The organism is Bacteroides luhongzhouii (assembly GCF_009193295.2).
Classification (GTDB): Bacteria; Bacteroidota; Bacteroidia; order Bacteroidales; family Bacteroidaceae; genus Bacteroides; species Bacteroides luhongzhouii.
This window is the reverse complement of record NZ_CP059973.1, coordinates 1,048,684-1,068,490: the sequence shown is the minus strand read 5'-3', so window position 1 is coordinate 1,068,490 and position 19,807 is coordinate 1,048,684. Positions and strand designations below refer to the sequence as shown.

General features: G+C 40.2%; 15 protein-coding genes. 5 read left to right on the top strand and 10 right to left on the bottom strand.

All coding sequences use genetic code 11. The features are described 5' to 3' along the window. Positions 1 to 59: 59 nt before the first annotated feature. From GD631_RS04060 to GD631_RS04020, 9 genes are all read right to left on the bottom strand, one after another. Positions 60 to 1,187: an FISUMP domain-containing protein gene (locus GD631_RS04060; protein ID WP_143258883.1), complete on the bottom strand. Its 1,128-nt coding sequence runs from the start codon at positions 1,185 to 1,187 to the stop codon at positions 60 to 62. Positions 1,188 to 1,223: 36 nt separating this feature from the next. Then, complete coding sequence (locus tag GD631_RS04055; protein ID WP_143258884.1) at positions 1,224 to 2,357, bottom strand: FISUMP domain-containing protein; 1,134 nt, start codon at positions 2,355 to 2,357, stop codon at positions 1,224 to 1,226. Positions 2,358 to 2,360: 3 nt separating this feature from the next. Continuing rightward, a complete protein-coding gene (locus GD631_RS04050) occupies positions 2,361 to 3,401 on the bottom strand; it encodes a BACON domain-containing protein (protein ID WP_143258885.1) in 1,041 nt (346 codons plus the stop codon). Between the two features lie 7 nt (positions 3,402 to 3,408). Beyond that, entirely contained in the window at positions 3,409 to 4,725 is a 1,317-nt protein-coding gene (locus tag GD631_RS04045) for a DUF4302 domain-containing protein (RefSeq protein ID WP_143258886.1), read from the bottom strand. Positions 4,726 to 4,737: 12 nt separating this feature from the next. Continuing rightward, on the bottom strand, positions 4,738 to 5,634 hold the full coding sequence (locus GD631_RS04040; RefSeq protein ID WP_143258887.1) for a zinc-binding metallopeptidase: 897 nt from the start codon (positions 5,632 to 5,634) through the stop codon (positions 4,738 to 4,740). Positions 5,635 to 5,656: 22 nt separating this feature from the next. Continuing rightward, entirely contained in the window at positions 5,657 to 7,225 is a 1,569-nt protein-coding gene (locus GD631_RS04035) for a RagB/SusD family nutrient uptake outer membrane protein (protein ID WP_143258965.1), read from the bottom strand. Between the two features lie 23 nt (positions 7,226 to 7,248). Beyond that, a complete protein-coding gene (locus GD631_RS04030; protein WP_185911575.1) occupies positions 7,249 to 10,839 on the bottom strand; it encodes a SusC/RagA family TonB-linked outer membrane protein in 3,591 nt (1,196 codons plus the stop codon). A 151-nt stretch (positions 10,840 to 10,990) separates the two neighbouring features. After that, positions 10,991 to 12,154, bottom strand: a complete 1,164-nt coding sequence (locus GD631_RS04025) for a FecR family protein (RefSeq protein ID WP_143258888.1) — start codon at positions 12,152 to 12,154, stop codon at positions 10,991 to 10,993. 62 nt (positions 12,155 to 12,216) lie between these two features. Beyond that, positions 12,217 to 12,819 (bottom strand): RNA polymerase sigma-70 factor, encoded by a 603-nt coding sequence (locus tag GD631_RS04020; protein ID WP_143258967.1) that lies wholly within the window; start codon positions 12,817 to 12,819, stop codon positions 12,217 to 12,219. A 44-nt stretch (positions 12,820 to 12,863) separates the two neighbouring features. Here GD631_RS04020 and GD631_RS04015 point away from each other — a divergent pair, with 44 nt between their 5' ends. Both GD631_RS04015 and GD631_RS04010 read left to right on the top strand, forming a co-directional pair. Beyond that, a complete protein-coding gene (locus tag GD631_RS04015) occupies positions 12,864 to 13,871 on the top strand; it encodes an NAD-dependent epimerase/dehydratase family protein (protein ID WP_143258889.1) in 1,008 nt (335 codons plus the stop codon). After that, positions 13,862 to 14,827, top strand: coding sequence for a phosphatase PAP2 family protein (locus GD631_RS04010; RefSeq protein WP_143258890.1), 966 nt, complete (start codon positions 13,862 to 13,864; stop codon positions 14,825 to 14,827). Before GD631_RS04015 ends, GD631_RS04010 begins: the two co-directional genes overlap by 10 nt. 91 nt (positions 14,828 to 14,918) lie before the next feature. On the opposite strand, the gene dusB is transcribed toward GD631_RS04010, so the two are convergent. Continuing rightward, positions 14,919 to 15,914: a tRNA dihydrouridine synthase DusB gene (dusB, locus tag GD631_RS04005; RefSeq protein WP_143258891.1), complete on the bottom strand. Its 996-nt coding sequence runs from the start codon at positions 15,912 to 15,914 to the stop codon at positions 14,919 to 14,921. 124 nt (positions 15,915 to 16,038) lie between these two features. Between dusB and GD631_RS04000 the strand changes: the two genes are divergently transcribed. The 3 genes from GD631_RS04000 to dprA are packed head-to-tail and all read left to right on the top strand — an operon-like array spanning position 16,039 to position 18,884. Further along, positions 16,039 to 17,328 (top strand): peptidase U32 family protein, encoded by a 1,290-nt coding sequence (locus GD631_RS04000; protein WP_143258892.1) that lies wholly within the window; start codon positions 16,039 to 16,041, stop codon positions 17,326 to 17,328. A gap of 33 nt (positions 17,329 to 17,361) precedes the next feature. Next, complete coding sequence (locus GD631_RS03995; protein ID WP_143258893.1) at positions 17,362 to 17,763, top strand: acyl-CoA thioesterase; 402 nt, start codon at positions 17,362 to 17,364, stop codon at positions 17,761 to 17,763. After that, complete coding sequence (gene dprA, locus GD631_RS03990) at positions 17,760 to 18,884, top strand: DNA-processing protein DprA (RefSeq protein ID WP_185911574.1); 1,125 nt, start codon at positions 17,760 to 17,762, stop codon at positions 18,882 to 18,884. The genes GD631_RS03995 and dprA overlap by 4 nt, the downstream gene beginning before the upstream one ends. Positions 18,885 to 19,807 lie beyond the last annotated feature (923 nt).

Sequence of the window (19,807 nt, the reverse complement as noted above, 5' to 3'; positions counted from 1 at the left end):
AAAGGAGGCGTGTTATCCCAACACACCTCCTTTTACTTAAGAGAGATTTATATTATAAATTAGTCTTTTATACAACGTATAGGAAAACCACGTTTGGGGGTTATTCCATATTTAGAATAAGTTATTCCGTAACTATTATTACTAAAAGTAATATTTCCTGCCCCTTGGGTTTGCATATCTGTGGTCCAGAAATCGACACCACTTTCTGACCAGCCAAAGCTTCCTGTTTGATAGCATTGTCCGGAAGGAATAATTGTAAGTCCGTAAGTATTACGAGGTCCATTTGCCAAGTCTGGGTTCATGTCGGAGTTTCCGGAAGGACTCCATCCTTCAAGACCGGCTAATGCCGACCAAACATTCTTGCAATTTGGATCAGAGTGTTTGTCTCCAAAGTCATCTTCCCATACATCTCCTTCAACAGGATCTAATTGTTCAGCTACAAAATTTTCTAATATTTTCCACTCTGCTTTACTAGGTAGGTGCCATCCGGTTGGACAGATTCCTTGCACTCCACTTGGTACAGCATCTGCATCCTTTCCTTCTTCATTTTCTTTATTCATTGCAGCATACCAGTTATATAGAACTCCATATGTCTTGTATATTTCAGTATTTTTTGCGGCATTTACATCTTCACCATCGTAGTCATAAACGAAATAGAGAGGTTCCCCTTCGCAAGTAGCGGCAGCGGTAGGTTTATTCACTTTAGGTAAATAAGCCAGATTTTCAGCCATCCATGTCTGCTCACCGATTTCTACGGTTTTGTATACATGGTTGTCACGTGAATCAACCATTTCTCCTTCGCCTGGTTCAGGAGTTGGTTCCGGCTTTGTCAGAGTGATGTTAACTTCGCTTGTAGCCATTGTTCCCTGATCACCTTTGACGGTTAATTCAATTTTCAATGCTCCTTCGGCTTGGTTAGCTTCAAACGTATAGTCATAGCTAAAAGGCACTGCGGTAACTTCTGATATAGCTTTGCCTCCTACTTTTAATGTGACGTTTGAGATTTCACCAAAGTCAATCGTAGCTTCTCCTTTGATTGTCATTTTTTCTGCAATGTTTACCGTAGCTCCTTCAGCAGGTGCAGATATGGAGCATGTTACATGTTGCTCGGGAGTAGGGTCATTGTTGTCATCGCCACAAGCAATTAGTCCTAAGACTGCAAATAAAAAGAATCCAAATTTTTTCATAAATGTATTTATATTTAGTGAGTAATAATATAATAGTTAGTCTTTGATGCAACGGACAGGAAGACCTACTCCGGGATTGAATTCTGCATTGGTTACAAATGTGTGGAGGTCTGACCATAAACGTACGGTGATACCGAATTCAGGTCCCATTTGTACTCCGGCTGTCGAGCTCCACCAACCGGCACTGTAGCAGGTATGCATCCAGTCTTCGTCACCTGCACATGCACGGAATCCGATGGGTAAACCGTTGAATAAGGTTGCATTATTCTTTTCCATTTCTACGCCAACCCAAGTTGGTTGAGGTTCTATTTCTGTATATTCCGGCAGCATCCACATTGTTGTTGAAGCTAAAGCTTTTGCTATTGCTGTTTCGTCTACCTGACCATCATTCATGATAGCGGCCATGCCGGAGTCTAAAACATATTTAGATAATGTCTGCCATTCTTTTTGTGAAGGAATATGCCATCCGTCAGGACAAACACCTTTTATATTCCGTGTTTCATCTTCTCCTAACGCTGTTTCGCCTTGAAGTGCTGCAGGTAAGTTATAGTAGGCTCCATAAGCTTTCAAATAAGCTTTTCCCAATTCTGTTTTGATATCACTGTCGAACATAACATAATATTTGGGATCTGTTGACGATATATCAAAATTCTGTTCAGGCAAATAACGCAGATTTTCTGCCATCCAGGTTTGTTCTGCAAGTTGCACTGTTTTGTATACATTTCCATCGCGTGTATCTGTGAGATCTTCTCCGATTTGAGGCGGTGCAGGTCTGTTACCGAGTTCTGTTGTGACAGTAATAGTTGCCAAAGCACTGCCTTCATGATCTCCTTTGACTGCTAATTCAATTTTCAATTCTCCTGGTTCGGCTTCCTTGGGGAAAGTGTATTCATAATAGAATGGAACCGAACTTATGTCGGTAATAACTTCTTCGCCCACTTTAAGTTCAGCAGAGATGATTTTACCATAATTAGTCGTTCCTTCTCCTCTGATAATCAGTTTGTCTGACATTATAACGGTTTCTCCGTTGGTCGGCATAAATATCTCACAGCTTACCTGTTGGTCCGGGAGTATTTCTCCTCCTCCGCCTGCTGTGCTATTGTCATCTTTACAGCTCGCAGTAAGTAATCCTAATGCCGCAATAAAGCTAGTTAATAGTATCTTTTTCATATGTTATTGGATTATGTCTTCTTTAAATAGAATACAGTTAATAAAAATGGACAGATTGTCTATAACCTTCTGTAGTTCTGCATCTTCATATACCCGGAAAACAAAACCGAAAGGATCACTCTCTTTTATTCCGGAAAAAGCGAAAACGAATGTTCCGTCTGTTAACATTACGGGGCCTAATGAGATTGTTACGGAAGGATCTTTTACATAATATAGGTCAGAGCTAAGAATTTCGAATGAGAGATATAAATTGTCCTCGAAGACTCCTAGGTTTTGTCCGGCTTTAAATGCCAGGCAGTTGTCTACGGCTTTTGCTTTCAGTTTGTAAGGCAATCCGGTTAGCATGTTTGAAAGCAGGTATGTTCCGTCTTCCTGTTTTTCAATGGTGATATCTTTCAAACCGTAATTCATTTGCCCGTCTGAAAACATGCCTTGCCATGTTCCGGTAAGCTCGTCAACATCATATTGTATTACCTGATAAGAAGCCGATCTGTCTTTTGCTGTCACATTGACAATAGCTCCTCTCATTTTTCCGGAGATATTTTCTTTTACCTTGAAATCTATTCCCTTCGCATTCTGTTCAAATGACAACCATTCTTGAGCTTCTGCGGGTATGTCTATTGTATAATCGAAAGAACTTTGCAGTTTTATTGGCAGAGTAGCCGCTTTATTGTCGGTACGGAGCATCCATTCGTCTTTGCCGAAGATGAAAACTGCTCCGGATTGATTGATGTTGAACGCTTCTGTCTCTACTCCGTTACTGATTGTCAATAAAGCATTTCTACCAGAGTACCCGGTATTTTCTTTTACTTCGAATACTACTTCATTAGGATTTACTTCTTTCAGCACACACCAATCGACGTCAACATCTGCTGTTATATTTCCTGTTGACTGAAGTTGTATGTATCCTTTTCCGCCGGTAGCTTGGAAATTAGTATTTACAGCTTTGATTTCTAACTTGGATTCGCTGCTTTCCGTATCGTTGCATCCCGCTATTGCTATGGTGCAAAGTACAAATAAGAATATATTAAAAAGCTTTCTCATAATCGTATTAATTACCTTCGTTTTCTTTTACCATTAAGATTGAGTTATACCAGCTCCAGTAACCCATTAGTCCGGAGGTTGAATATTCATCAGATGAATAAGCCCAGATTATCAATGAGGTATTTTCCTGACTTGCTTTATCCGCAAAGTAAAAAGTGAAAGGGGTGCTGTTTGCCGTCACATTTACCAATCCGTTGCGTAGGCGTGATGGCAGACTTAATTCTGTGTGAGCATAACCTTCCACACCTGCTGCACACGCAAAGTAATAAGATGATGAAGAAGTCGAACTTATACTTTGTGAATCTAAGACTAGTTTTCCGCTGGCTTTGTCATACTGGAGGGTGAAGTTGAATCCGCCAATACTTTTCAGTGTATAACTTTCTCCTCTGACTTTAGGAGAGATGGTTACAGATTGCGAAGTTGGACCTTCGTCATAATCGTCAATCGTTGCGGTGTAGGTACCGATATAGTCTTCATATTGCAGATAGTTTTCGGGATAATATTCTTTAAGTACGATGTCGGTGGCTCCTGCGTCGGTACAAACAAATAGTCTGGACTTTCTATCCCATTTGAAGTTCTGGATTTCAAGTCCGTTGACATTGTACGGGGATTGTAACTTTAATCCTTTTTCGGTATAGATATAGGGTAAACTCCTTGTGATACTATAATCGGTGCTGTAAGCGGAGAATGTAGCCATTGTGCCATTGTCACGTATAAAGTAATTCAGTACTTGTCCGCCTTTCTCCATATGGTATGTATTCAGAAAAGCATCTTTCTCAATGTTAATGATATCTTCAATTTGAATACGCCATGGTATATCTTTGGGCATAGGCGTCATCTCCATTATGTTTTTGTATTTTTTTCCTTGCAGAATCACCTTGTCAGGAGTTGCGCTCATTATAATAAACTCGTAATCTCCTCCCAGGTTCATGTTCAGGCCTAAAGGACCTGAAAACATATGGATCAGTGGATTGTATGAATCGAAAGTGAGCATTGTGCTTTGTTCCGATTTTACTTGATACAGGGAGGTTATTATAGTTCCCGGTTTGTAGCTTTCTGCACCTGTTTCCGAAGCCATTTCTACTTGCTTCCCGTCAAATTTCATTAGTAAAGTGATTGCACCTGCAGAGTAGTTGCTTCCTATGTAATATTCCAGTTTCCAGCCGTTCGGCACATCTTTAAGAATCTCCTGGCATTTGATTACATCGGCTGTGGCTCTATTGGCAGATGATTCGTCGAATATTTCTTCTTCGGAGAAAAGACAAGATTGCAAAACAATGCAGGCCAATGCCAGAAGTGTGTATATGGATAGATATTTCTTCATAATTTTCATATTTTATTCAATAATACTTAAGTCTACATAGCCGTTTGCTATGTCATCCTGGCGTCGTAGAACAATCTCGCGTAATTCGTCCAGATTGATTCCCCAGGTTTGTTCCATATAACTATAAACTATTTCGAATTTCTGCTTTATGAGTGCACGGCCGTTTTCACCGGCATTCTGCAGCATGTTATTCCAGTAGTCTTTGGTATTCGTGACATACACTGCGATGTTTTCCACAAAATCTTCACGTGATTCACTCATTGCGTAAGGAGTGACAAATCCTTGTTGCCATGCGTTGCGGTCGGCCCCCACCATATACCAGTCGCTACCGATATAGGCATTTTCTGTAATACGGTCAAATGCCGGATCGTAGTTTTTGGTTTGATGCAGAATATGTGCGAACTCATGGTGCATTGTCTGGAAATAGTAGTCGTTTAACAGGTTAATATCTATTTTGTCGGGATTGATGTCATTTACATTGTATAATGTAATTTTCATGCCGCCTTCAGCTGTTCCTAATACCATAGTTCCATTGTCCTCATAGGCAGGAGAACCGATAAAGTGGATTGTCTTAGGAATATATTGGCGTAAGAAGTTCGGATTGCCTGTTGCTTCATCGTATGCTTCCAGCCACACATGTTTGATAATTTTAGCCAGTACCACAGACTTTTTGTATTCGGCAGGCGCTAATACGTGTGTCATATCGCTCTCGTTATCTTCCATGCGATATTTTAATGCAATGTTGTATGGATGGGTATAATTGCCTAATATCCACTTGTCGAATGGGTTGCGATCTACTTCTTCTGTGGAGAAAATGCTGTTTGCTTTGTCTACGTCTTCGTCATTGTTGCAAGCACCCAGTCCACAAGTCAATGTTATGATTAAACTATATATGATGTATTTCTTCATATTTTTTTCCTCCTAAAGTTATTTAGTCATTTCTTGGATTTGGTTGCATACCTGCCGTAATGACACTGGCCGGTAGCTGAATTGCACGTCTAGGGTCATTCGTGTCCATCTTGTCGGTGATATTCACCAAAGTATAACCTTCATAATAGCGGCGGTAGATTACAATGCCATAACGTTTTATATCTTGCCATCTAAGACCCTCTTCTAAGGTTAGCAGGCGTCTTGCATGTAGAATACAATGTATCAGATTCTCCTGCATTCCTTTTTCTACTACAAAATCCGGATGCAATTCCTTTTTTACTGTCGGAGCCTCCGGTGTGTAATATTTTAGTCGGGCATAAAAATCATTGATTGTCTCCTTGGTCAAAGTTTGGGTGTTTTTTGTAAAGGCTTTCTGCCAGGCATCTATATCGGCGGCAGCTTCGTCATAACGTTTTAGTAACGTGTAGGCTTCAGCCCGGCAAAGCAATGCTTCATCGGTGGTAAAAGCAGGATACAGCATATAGCCGACCCAACTGTTGCCCGACGTGAATTGCTGATAGATTACTAAGCGGCGGAATCCGTTCTTTATAGAGCCACCGGGTGAAAATGGGATCTGATGATAACTTGACTGATCTCCCCATGGACCTTCGGATTTACAACTTTCCGAAGCAGTGATATTGTTCATGCAATACCTTTCGCAGTTGGCATAACCCGGATCGGAAACCAATGGCCAATATGAAGCTGCTGATATTACCATTAGATTGGCACGGTTATCTGCATCTACATAAGCGTTCGGCTGTATATTCTTGTTGGGAGATAAAGCTCCTAATGCAGCCCAGTCACGTAAATATTGGGACGCATTATTGCCGAGTACTATATTGGCATAATCGATAACTTTCTGACAGTTGGAGAAATCCGGCTGTGTATAATATAGATAAAATCGGGCTGCAAATGCATAAGCGGCCTTTTTATTAAAATGATATTTTACCCGTGAGTAAATATTGTCATCAATTAAAGGCAGTCCTTCTTCTAAATCAGCTGCTATATTTTGGTATACTTCAGCAACTGTTCCGCGTGAGTATTGTGGATTTACAGATGTTTCCGGTTCTTTTATGTAAGGTATACCCAAGTCTTTGTCCCCATTTGTGCCATACGCTTTGCAGAATGTGGTAGCTAATACAAAATGATTGTATGCACGGCATACCAAAGCTTCGCCTTTTTGGGCTGATAATGATTGAGGATTTCCCATCTGCTCAATGGCCGCCAAGGCTTGGTTGGCTGATGCAATCGAGTTATAACAGTCATTCCATAGAGCATGGGGAGAGTCCTGATTTTCTTCAGTCGTTTGTTGCCAACGGTACAAATGTTCGTTTAATCGGAAAAGATAGCTGTATGCTCTGCTATTTTCATCGATATTGTCACTGTAAAATTCTCCTATGTGGCAGTTGGTAGTCATAGGATATGCAGATACCAGAACTTTAGTAATACTTTCTTCAGTAGTCAATTCAGTTCGGTTATCCGGCATTTCATCTAAAAAATCACTACAGGAAGTTGTTTCCAGACATAGAGCTGAAATGAATATTGTATATAAGACGTTTCTGTATTTCATCATTTTTATAATTATCTGAATGGTTAAAATCCTAATCTAAGAGTCAATGTAAACTGACGGGGTACAGGGGAGGCTACTCCACCGGTATTGAAGAATTCCGGGTCCTGTCCATTGAGTTTTTTATCTGCATAAATCAGGAATAAATTGGTAGCCTGAAGTTTCAAAGATAAATTAGATATCTTTGCTGGTGCAATCCATGATTGGGGGAAATCATAAGACAAGGAAATCTCCTTCATACGGATAAAATCTCCCTTGGCAATTCGTTCTGTAGAATAATTGTAGGCATTATATGCATACATTAAATCTTTATTATCTTCATATTGGCGTTTCGAGATAATAGCGGGGATATTCGTGCGTTTCTCATCACCCGGCACTGTCCAGCGATTCTTGAATTCGCGTGGCATAGAAGATAAGTCACTATATTGATAGCTGAAACATGGATTCAAACGTACTACATTACCAAATGAATAGGTGATGAATACATTCAGTTTGAATGCTTTATAAGTGAAAATATTACCAAAACTACCTGTTATGGTAGGATCAGTAGGACCTTCATATTTTAGGTAGTCTATGTTGTCACGTGTTTGAAAATCAATATCGGTACTGGTTATTTTTCCATTGATATTATACATCGGGATACCATTTGAATTTAGGCCGACAAATGGAATGGAAAACAAACCACGTACCGGGTAACCCTGACGGGCAAAACCATAACCTGAAACTAAATCCATTACGCTAGAACGGGCATTCAGTTCCGTAACTTCATTTTTTGCTTTGGAAAAGGTGAAGTCTGTATGCCATGAAAAGTCTTTCGACTGGATATTCTTACTTGAGATGGTGAATTCGATACCATGTGATTTCATGGAAGCTATATTGGCATATTTGTAGATAGAACCGCCTACTCCTTGTGTCGGGGTAATACCAATCAGGTCATAGTTGTTGCGTTTATACCAGTCGATCGAGAAATTGATCCGGTTGTCTAAGAATCCCATGTCGGCACCGATGTTCAACTCATGCTTTTTCTCGTAGGTTAATTCACTGTTTTCAGGATCAGATACATAAAGTCCTGTTTCCTGTCCGCTGGTGAAAGGACGAAATGGTGAATAACTAGTGATTATGGCATGGGAGTTGGTCACATATTCCGGTCCTCTGTCGGCTGTTAAAGAGTAGGATGCTTTGAATGTTAAATGTGACAGTACAGAGCTGAATGTCTTGAAGAAGCTTTCTTCATGTACATTCCATGCTCCTGACATATTCCATGTAGGAAGCCAGCGGGAAGAACGGCTTTTTCCCATGCGGTTGGTACCTTCATAGCGGAATGTTCCGTTTACTGTATAACGTCCATCATAAGAATAAGTTGCGTTGGCAAAGCCTGCTACACTTCTTGTTGTTGTATGGTTTAATCCATAATAGCTTTCACCAGATTCAATGCCCTTCTTGAAGAATTCATATACATACGATGGTATTTCACCCATTGTATATTGCATTCCCCATCCTTGAAAATAATTTTGCATACGTTTCAAATCATTTACTTCCATACCGGCGAAAAGATTGGTTATATGCTTTTCTGCAAATAAATGATTCCAGGACGCTGTGGCACGGAAGTCTACCCCCAACATACGATAGTCCTTACGCTGGTAAATACCTCCTTCCGGTAGTATACTGATAGGCAAAGCATACGGATTATCCGGATTGGTATACAATAAGTTGTTTTCGTCACGAATGGTAGCGTCGTCCATTCCTGTGCGATAAGCGGTTGCTTGATTCGAGTGATCTTTGATATTGTGTTCTTGTGAAGAAGCCTGATATCTGACTGCTCCTAATGCGCTTAGCTCTAATTCCGGAAGGGCTTTCCATTTTATTTCTCCTTGAAATTTAACATCAGCTACATTCAAGTCCATATAATTGTTATCCAATTCATGGAGGATATTGAACGGTGCATAGTTGGCTGTATAGTCAACTGTTGGATCCAGTGCGCGTGATGTATTTAGTGCATACGAATATGGATTGATGTCAAACTGACGGGTAACTTCTCCACTTGCTGCATTGACCTCTGAACTCAGTGTTCCGGGGGCTTTCTGTTTACGGTAGGAAGCACTGGAAATCAGGTTTATAGATAAATTCTTATATATATTATATGTTGTATTTAAATTAGCTGTATAACGTTTTACTTCGCTTTGTTTATACCATCCCGGATCTGACATCGCACTTAATGAAGCATAGAATGAAGACTTTTCTGTTCCGGAAGTGATACTGACCGAATGGTTTTGTGTAATGTTGTTGGAAAATAAAGTATTGAACCAGTCGGTATTTCTCATTTCCGCTTCGCGCAGGTAAGCATTACGTGCTTCCGGCGTGTTGGCAAGTCCGAACTGTCCTGTAACCGGGTTATATTGATTGATTAATTGATACATACGTCCATATACACCACTATCTTTGGCACGATAAGTATCGCTGTTATTAAGCCATCCTTTCTGCTCCATCTCTTTGTAGATTCCCATTTGTTCCTGCGAGTTCATAATGTTGAATTCTTTATAACTGGGAATCATACGGGTTGTAAATTCACCGGTATAGCTCATTTTGCTAACGCCGGCTTTTCCTTTCTTGGTTGTTACTACAATAACCCCTGCCATAGCTCGCGCGCCATAGATAGAGGTTGCTGATCCGTCTTTCAATATTTGAAAGCTCTCGATATCATCTGAATTCAACCCGGCAATGGCTGAACTGATTAGCGTCTCTGCATCTCCTGAAGATAAGTCATCCGGGCCTACGTCAATAGCATCCTCCATGATGACTCCATCTACCACCCATAATGGTTTTGAACTACCGAAAATAGACGTGGCACCGCGGACCCGGATTTTCGGGGCAGTACCAAACGTGCCAGAAACATTTTGTACAGATACACCTGCGGCACGTCCTTCAAGTCCCCGGCTGATATCAGGCAAACCATCTAGTTTCACTTCATCTGCGGACAATTGTTTAGTTGCTCCTGTAAACAGGCGTTTGTCCATTTTCTGCATACCTGTTACTACCACTTCTGATAAAGTTTGTACATCAGGCATTAATGTAACATTCATAGTTGGGGTAGGAGTCAGATCTTGTGGCTTCATTCCTATATAAGAAAATTGCAACAGGGATTTATTGGATACATTTTCTATCGAAAACTTTCCGTCTATGTCTGTTAATACACCGGACTTGCTCCCCTTGATGACAACGGTTGCACCGATGAGCGGCTGTCCGTCATCACCGGAAATTACCACTCCTTTTACATTGAATACTTTCGCTTGTTTGGAAGGACCTTTGGTAGTAATTGTGATAAATTGATCTTCAATATGGTATTCCAGTGGTTTATTGGCTAAGATAATGTCAAGAGTCTGCTCTATACTCTTATCTTTGACAGAGCCGGAAACGGTGAATTTTTTGACATCGTCATATGTAAATAGGATTTTGTAGCCGGAGATTTTTTCCAGGCGTTTAAGTACGGACGGCAGTCGTTCGTTGCTAATCTCAATCGTGATTTTCTTTTGTGATTGCGTTTGAGCATTAACTTGGTAAGGCTGGAAGCACAATACGCATAGAAAACACACAATAAATAGGTTCCAATAATTTCTCATACGTTTGTTTTTAATAACACTATTTGGATATGTTTATATAACTAGTGCGTATGAGAAAAGAAAATGGATACCCCTTTTGCGATTTATTTTTTGATAAAAGTGATATTTTGTTGTTTATTGCATAGATTTGTTATACTTATGCAATAAAAACCTAGTCTATGGTAAGCGTATTGCCTTGCAAGGTGACAGTGACTTTTTTCATTCTGTTAAGCAATGAGATTGTATGCTCTAAATCTTTAGTACGATCGGATATGAAGTGCATTTTATATGTCATTGCTTCTTTGTTCCTGAATTCTATGTTTACATTGTACCAGCGTCCTAGGTTCTGCATAATATCTTTCAATGTAATATTGTCAAAATAGAAAAAACCGTCTTTCCAATAGACGTAAGAGTCTAAGTCTACTTCTGTTAGAACGAAATTTCCATCAGATTGCAGGTGTGCGTCTTCTCCCGGATATAGTCGGGTATATGATCCTCCTTTTGTGTTACTTACTTCTACTTTTCCATTAATAAGTACTACATGAGTATCTTCGGGAGTATAGCTACGTATATTGAATTCCGTGCCGAGGACGCGGGTTTGGACTGTCTTGGTTTTTACAATAAAGGGACGCTCGGTGTCTTTGGCCACTTTGAAATAAGCCTCGCCTTCTAAAGTAACGATACGCTCGTTGCCAATAAAGGTTGTAGGGTAAACAAAATTACTATTGGCATTCAGCCAGACTTCTGTGCCGTCACATAATACCACTTTGAAGCTTTCACCCCGCGGTACGGTAAGTACGTGTGTCTGTGTAGTTGTTGAGATGACTTGCCTATAATCCAGCTCTTTCTTTTCAGACTTTGCGATGGCGGTTTTAGGTAGGACTTGATTGTTTGACTGCGGTTCGTCTAACACAATTTTTTCTCCGTCATCTTTTTGCAAAACAATATGTTGGGGAGTAGTATCAGCAGTGAATATAGTGATTGGTTCGAGTGCAGGGGTTGTCAGGCTATTGATTAAATAGTAAGTCCCGAATAGAATGGCAATCATGGCGGCTATTCCGATAGTTATTTTCCAGAGGTTGGAACGCATTCGTGCTGAATGTTGTTTTTTCTTAAATCGTTCCAATTCCATTTCTACACTGGGAAGTTCTATTCCTCCTTTTTGTTGCAGAAAAAGACTACTATCCATAATGTCGCGACAAGCTTGCAGGACTTCTTTATCTTTAAGCATCCCCTGCAGCTGTTCGTCGTTTATATCTGAGGAACTCTCCATGATATCGAGTGCCTTCTCTACAGATTCATCTGTATTATTTATATTGTCAATATCTTTATTCATCACTGTTTGACTGTATCATACTTATTTATATTACGTTTAATCATAAAAGAAAGATACCTGATTTATGATTTTTTTGCACATTCTTCACGTATCACCTGTAATGCTTTCACAATATGCTTCCTGACTGCACTGACACTGATATTTAATTCTTCTGCCACTTCCTGATATTTCTTGCGTTGAATATAGCATTCTTCTAAAATATGTCTGGTATGCGGAGTCAGTTTTTCCATCGCCTTACTGATATGTATCATTCTTTCGTCCTGCTCCTGATATTCCGTTTCAACATAACTTTTGGTCAGTTCGGAATAGATTTGTACATACTGTTCATGTGTATTCTGATGTCGCAGGAAGTCAATGCTTTTGTTGCGAACGTAAACATATAGATAAGATTTAGCCGTGGCTTTATCTATTTTTGCATAATTAGCCCAAATAAATTCGAAGGCGTCGCTTACGATATCCTTGCTAGCCTCCATATTATTAATCAGGTGAAATGCATAATAATAAAGTTGAGGATAGTACTCTTTAAAAAGAAAATCAAAATCGGCCTTATCTTCCACGTGCTTTAAAAGTGTTGAATAGTAAATAAATCGCTTTGCAAATAAACAAATAATAATTGAGAAAAGCAAAATGGCTTTTATTTTATATTTATCGTATCTTTGTGGCATCATATTTTTTCAATTAATATTCATGTAGGACTTGAAAAGTAATAATGGAGAGTATTTTAATTACAGGCGCAAGTGGTTTTATCGGCAGTTTCATCGTGGAGGAAGCGTTGAAACGAAAGTTTGGTGTGTGGGCCGGGATTCGTTCCACGAGTAGCAAGCGGTATTTGAAAAACCGGAAAATTCACTTTCTGGAACTGGATTTTGCGCATCCTAATGAACTTCGTGCCCAACTCTCCGGGCATAAGGGCACTTACAACAAATTTGATTATATCATTCATTGTGCTGGTGTTACAAAGTGTCCCGACAAGCACTCTTTTGACTATGTGAATTATCTTCAGACCAAATATTTTATCGATACATTGAAGGAACTGAATATGGTTCCGAAACAGTTTATCTATATAAGTACATTGAGTGTGTTCGGACCTGCACGTGAGAAGGACTATACTCCGATAAAAGCGGACGACTCTCCGGTGCCCAATACTGCTTATGGATTGAGCAAACTGAAAGCGGAGTTGTATATTCAGAGTATGCCTGGTTTCCCTTATGTCATTTATCGTCCTACGGGAGTCTATGGACCTCGTGAAGCTGATTACTATCTGATGGCAAAGTCCATTCAGAAACACGTTGATTTCTCGGTAGGTTTCCGTCGTCAGGACTTGACTTTTGTGTATGTGAAAGACATTGTGCAGGCTATTTTCCTGGGAATAGAGAAAAAAGTAGTCCGTAAGGCGTATTTCCTGACAGACGGGAAAGTTTATAAAAGTCGTGCCTTCTCGGATCTGATACAAAAAGAATTGGGTAATCCGTTTGTTCTTCACTTGAAATGTCCATTAATTGTGCTAAAAGTTATATCTTTGTTCGCTGAATTCATTGCTACACGTTCCGGGAGGAGCAGTACCTTGAATTCGGATAAATATAAGATAATGAAACAACGCAACTGGCAATGCGATATAACCCCGGTAATGAATGAGTTGGGGTATGTGCCCGAATATGATTTGGAAAAGGGAGTTCGGGAAACCATTGCCTGGTATAAAAATGAAGGATGGCTTTAGACTTATTTAAGCGCATAGAAGCCCGCAAAGGGTTGTTTGCTGTGGAAAAGATTACATTGATTTATAATCTGTTGACTTCCATATTGATTCTGTTCCTGTTTCAGCGGATGGATCATCCATGGCACATGTTGCTGGATAGGGCGATGATCGCGGCTATGACTTTTTTATTGATGTATCTTTATCGTCTTGCTCCCTGTAAATTTTCGGCGTTTGTGCGTATCGTCATTCAGATGAGTTTGTTGTCTTACTGGTATCCGGATACTTTCGAGTTCAATCGTTTCTTTCCGAACTTAGATCATGTATTTGCAACTGCCGAACAGTTTATTTTCAATGGTCAGCCTGCAATCTGGTTCTGTCATACATTTCCACATCTTATAGTCAGCGAGGCATTCAATATGGGATATTTCTTTTATTATCCGATGATGCTGATTGTGGCTCTATTCTATTTTATTTATAAGTTTGAGTGGTTCGAAAAGATGTCTTTTGTACTTGTCACTTCTTTCTTTATTTACTATCTGATTTATATATTTGTTCCTGTTGCAGGCCCTCAATTCTATTTTCCTGCCATTGGTATTGATAACGTATCTAAAGGTGTTTTTCCTGCCATCGGTGATTATTTCAATCATAATCAGGAGTTACTTCCCGGACCGGGCTATCAGCACGGATTCTTTTATAATTTGGTGGAAGGCTCGCAGCAAGTGGGTGAACGTCCTACGGCGGCATTCCCCAGTTCGCATGTCGGTATTTCTACTATTCTGATGATTATGGCTTGGCGTGGCAGCAAGAAGTTGTTTGCTTGTCTTATACCTTTCTATATGTTGCTTTGTGGGGCTACTGTATATATCCAGGCGCATTATGTGATTGATGCCATTGTCGGTTTCTTCTCCGCATTCCTGTTGTATGTGGTCGTAACCTGGATGTTTAAAAAGTGGTTTGCACAGCCGATGTTTAAATAGAAACTGAAAGATCTCGACATATTTTAATTAGATCATGTTATTCTTCAGGAACAAATACAAGCTCCTGAAGAATAGATATATAGGTGTTGATTTAAATTTCCGAATTTTCTTTGCGTTGGAAGATGATTTCTTCAAATATTCGGAAAAGCTCTTCTTTTGTTTCCGCCCGTAACATAGCAATACGTGTGTTGCGGAAGTTAGGGATTCCCTTAAATAGTGGGCTTGCGGCCAGATGACGGCGTACATGCAAAATTCCTCTACGCTCATCGAGCAGATTAACGCTGTCTACCACTTCCTGTCGGAGCACTTCCATACACCATTCAAAACTAAGTGGCGGCAATTCTTCACCTGTCTCTAAATAGTGTTTTATTTCCTTGAATATCCATGGACGACCGAAACTGGCGCGACCGATCATTACAGCATCTACTCCATAACGGTCGAAACACTCCTTACAGCGTTGAGGACTGGTCACGTCTCCATTGCCGATAATGGGAATATGCATTCTCGGATTATTCTTCACTTCGCCTATCAGTGTCCAATCCGCCTCTCCGGTATACATTTGTGCGCGGGTGCGGCCATGTATTGTCAATGCAGCAATGCCACAATCTTGCAACTGTTCCGCTAATTCCACAATCACTTTATTGTTTGCATCCCATCCCAAACGAGTCTTCACTGTTACAGGTATTTTCACCGCATCTACTACAGCACGGGTGATCTCCAGCATTTTGGGGATATTTTGTAGCATACCTGCTCCAGCACCTTTTCCGGCTACTCTTTTCACCGGGCATCCGAAGTTAATATCCAGAATGTCAGGTTGTGCCTGCTCTACAATCTTGGCGGCTTCCACCATTGTCTCTGTATCTTTCCCGTATATCTGGATGGCGACAGGACGTTCTGCGTCACTGATACTTAGTTTTTGTGCAGTCTTGCTGACAGCACGTATCAGTGCGTCACTCGACACAAACTCGGTGTATACCATGTCTGCTCCGAATTTCTTGCACATCAGGCGGAAAGCCGGATCGGTTACGTCCTCCATCGGAGCAAGTAAGATGGGATATTTACCCAGATCTATTTGGCCTATCTTCATATATGAATCTGCTATTTACTGTTTATGATTGAAGTAACTTCTTGTTTTCGCTGCAAAAATACGGAAAAAAGCCTACCTTTGTACGCATTCATTTGCTTAACTGATACAAATAAGTATATATTCTATGAGTCTTAGTTTGAAAGATTTTGAAATAATGGCTCCTGTGGGTTCGCGCGAATCTCTTGCTGCGGCCATTCAGGCAGGTGCCGATTCTATCTATTTCGGTATAGAAAACCTAAATATGCGTGCCCGTTCGGCTAATACATTCACGATTGATGATTTGCGGGAAATAGCCCGTACGTGTGATGAACACGGGATGAAGAGTTACCTGACGGTCAACACGATTATCTATGATAAAGATATTCCTTTGATGCATACCATTGTCGATGCAGCCAAGGAAGCGGGAATTTCTGCAGTGATTGCAGCTGATGTGGCAGTGATGAATTATGCCCGTCAGATAGGGCAGGAGGTGCATCTTTCCACCCAGTTGAATATCTCCAATGCGGAGGCTTTGAAATTCTATGCGCAATTTGCAGATGTGGTAGTATTGGCTCGTGAGTTGAACCTGGAACAGGTGGCCGAGATTTATCGTCAGATACAGGAAGAACGTATCTGTGGTCCGAGCGGCGAACAACTTCGTATCGAGATGTTCTGCCATGGTGCGCTTTGTATGGCAGTATCGGGTAAATGCTATCTCTCCTTGCATGAAATGAATCACTCGGCCAATCGTGGTGCTTGTATGCAGGTATGTCGTCGTTCTTACACGGTTCGTGATAAGGAAACGGATGTGGAATTGGATATTGATAACGAATATATCATGTCGCCGAAAGACTTGAAGACCATCCATTTTATGAATAAAATGTTGGATGCCGGTGTACGTGTATTCAAGATTGAAGGCCGTGCCCGTGGCCCCGAATATGTACGTACGGTGGTTGAATGTTACAAAGAAGCGATCAAGGCTTATTTGGATGGAACATTCACCGATGAAAAGATTGCGGCTTGGGATGAACGCCTGAAAACCGTATTCAACCGTGGCTTCTGGGATGGATATTACTTGGGACAGCGTTTGGGCGAATGGACCAGGAATTATGGTTCTGCAGCTACAGAACGTAAGATTTATGTAGGTAAAGGTATCAAATATTTCTCTAATATCGGAGTTTCCGAATTTCTGGTAGAAGCTGCTGAAGTAAGTGTAGGCGATAAACTTCTCATTACAGGGCCGACTACCGGTGCTTTATTTATGACTTTGGAAGAAGCCCGCGTTGACTTGGAATCTGTGCAAACAGTGAAGAAGGGACAGCATTTCTCCATGAAATCGGATAAGATACGTCCCAGTGACAAGCTGTATAAACTGGTATCGACCGAAGAATTGAAGAAGTTCAAAGGGCTCGATATTGAGCAGAAAAGGGGCTAACTGTTATTTCTCAACTTTTAATTCTCAATTTGAATGAACTATATCTATGAATTGGAAATGAAGGTTCGTGATTACGAATGCGACCTTCAAGGTATTGTCAATAATGCCAATTATCAGCACTATTTGGAGCATACTCGTCATGAGTTCCTGACTTCGGTGGGTGTCAGTTTTGCTGCACTTCATGAGCAGGGAGTCGATCCGGTAGTGGCACGCATTAGTATGGCATTCAAGACTCCATTGAAAAGCGGAGATGAGTTTGTCTCTAAACTCTATATGAAGAAGGAAGGTATCAAATATGTATTTTACCAGGATATTTTCCGTAAGAATGATAATAAAGTAGTAGTGAAATCCACTGTTGAGACGGTATGTGTGGTAAACGGACGTTTAAGTGACAGCGAATTGTTCGATAGCGTGTTTGCCCCTTATCTGAAATGAATAAATCTGAAGAAGAACAAATTTATAGTATTGCTCTGACAATGGTGCCCGGTATCGGGCACATAGGGGCAAAACATTTGATAGATGGAATAGGCAATGCTGTCGATGTCTTCCGTCTGCGCAAAGAAATACCGGAACGTATTCCAGAAGTAACTCAACGGGTGGTAGAGGCATTGGATTGTCCGCAAGCTGTGCTTCGTGCCGAACAGGAATATGAATTTATCCGGAAGAATCGAATTTCCTGTCTGACTTTTCATGATGAAGATTATCCTTCCCGTTTGCGGGAATGTGAAGATGCCCCTGTTGTTCTTTTCTTTAAAGGAAATACCGATCTAAATTCCCTTCATATTCTGAATATGGTAGGAACCCGTAATGCTACTGATTATGGGACACAAATCTGCGCCTCTTTTCTGCGGGATCTGAAAGCTCTTTGTCCTGATGTGCTTGTAGTTAGCGGCCTTGCTTATGGAATCGATATTCATGCGCATCGTGAAGCTTTGGCCAATGGATTACCTACAGTAGGTGTTTTAGCTCATGGGCTGGATCGTATTTATCCTCATGTCCATCGGAAAACAGCTGTTGACATGCTTGAAAAAGGGGGATTACTGACCGAATTTCTGTCCGGAACGAATCCCGATCGTCATAACTTTATCAGCCGAAACCGAATTGTTGCCGGTATGTGTGATGCTACCATTGTCATTGAGTCAGCAGAAAAGGGAGGTTCATTGATTACAGCCGAACTTGCTGAAGGTTATCATCGGGATTGTTTCGCTTTCCCCGGTCGCACGAGTGATGAATATTCAAAAGGATGCAATCGGTTGATTAGGGATAATAAAGCATCCCTGTTATTATCTGCTGAAGATTTTGTGCAGGCTATGGGCTGGAATATGCAGACGACTCTTTCAGAAAAGGTAAGTGTGCAACGTAGTCTTTTTATCGAATTGTCTGAAGAGGAGCAAAAAATAGTCGCTATTTTGGAGAAACTGGGAAATCTGCAAATCAATTCTCTTGTGGTAGAAGCAGATATTCCCGTAAATAAGATGACTGCCCTACTGTTCGAACTGGAAATGAAAGGGGTGATTCGTGTATTGGCAGGAGGAATGTACCAATTATTGAATTAACTCACATGAACTAATCTCACATATGGACATAAAAAAAGGAGCAACGCCTTGCTCCAACCTTTGTTAACCTTAAATCTAATACTATGAAAAAAATCACATGACAAATGTAAGCTATCAACTTATTTTTTCCAAATAATTCTGTTGTATTTGTTTCTCTTTTAATTTCTTTCACTGATTTTCACTGTTATCGGACACGACGCGCTTCTAATGGATAAAGCTTGGCACTTTCATGGTAAGTAATGGAAAGAAATGCAAGCTTTCTTGAATATGTTTCATTGTATTTCGAAGGGCTCGTGAAATAAGACTTAAAATAAGTGTTTTGTTGGTTTAAAAGGAACGCCCCGTTGGTTTAAAACCAAGGCATCGTTCCTTTAAAACCAACGAGGTGTTCCTTTTAAAGGAAAATGTGTACTTGTATGTTGCTGTGTATTTGCGCTTTACAATTTACGATTTTAGTTTCTCACTTACCAGAGTAATAACAATAAAAAAATGATGAAATCTTTATTTTAATGATTCAGTCAATATTGCATCTTATATTAATTATTGTAATAGTAACTTTGAGTATAATAAAGCCCTTGACAAGTGGATTATGCTTGATGGTTATCTTGGTTTGTTTATACCTAATGATGATTTTGAGAAGCGATTTGCATTTGTACAAACTAAACTTTCTGGTATAGCTTCAAAAGCCATTAAATGTCAATGAATAAAGTTGATGAAATATTTACGATCTTAAAGGAATAATATATGTACGAACATAAAACAATTTGATTTGTTATTTATAGTAAATGGATATATGTAGAGGAGGTTATCTTGCATTATGATATTAAACATCTCTTTGAATCTGTTTTTTAAGGTGATTGTTTGACTATATGTCAGTTTAAACCTTTATATTTGTATATGTGAAGTTAACCGAAGAAAAAATC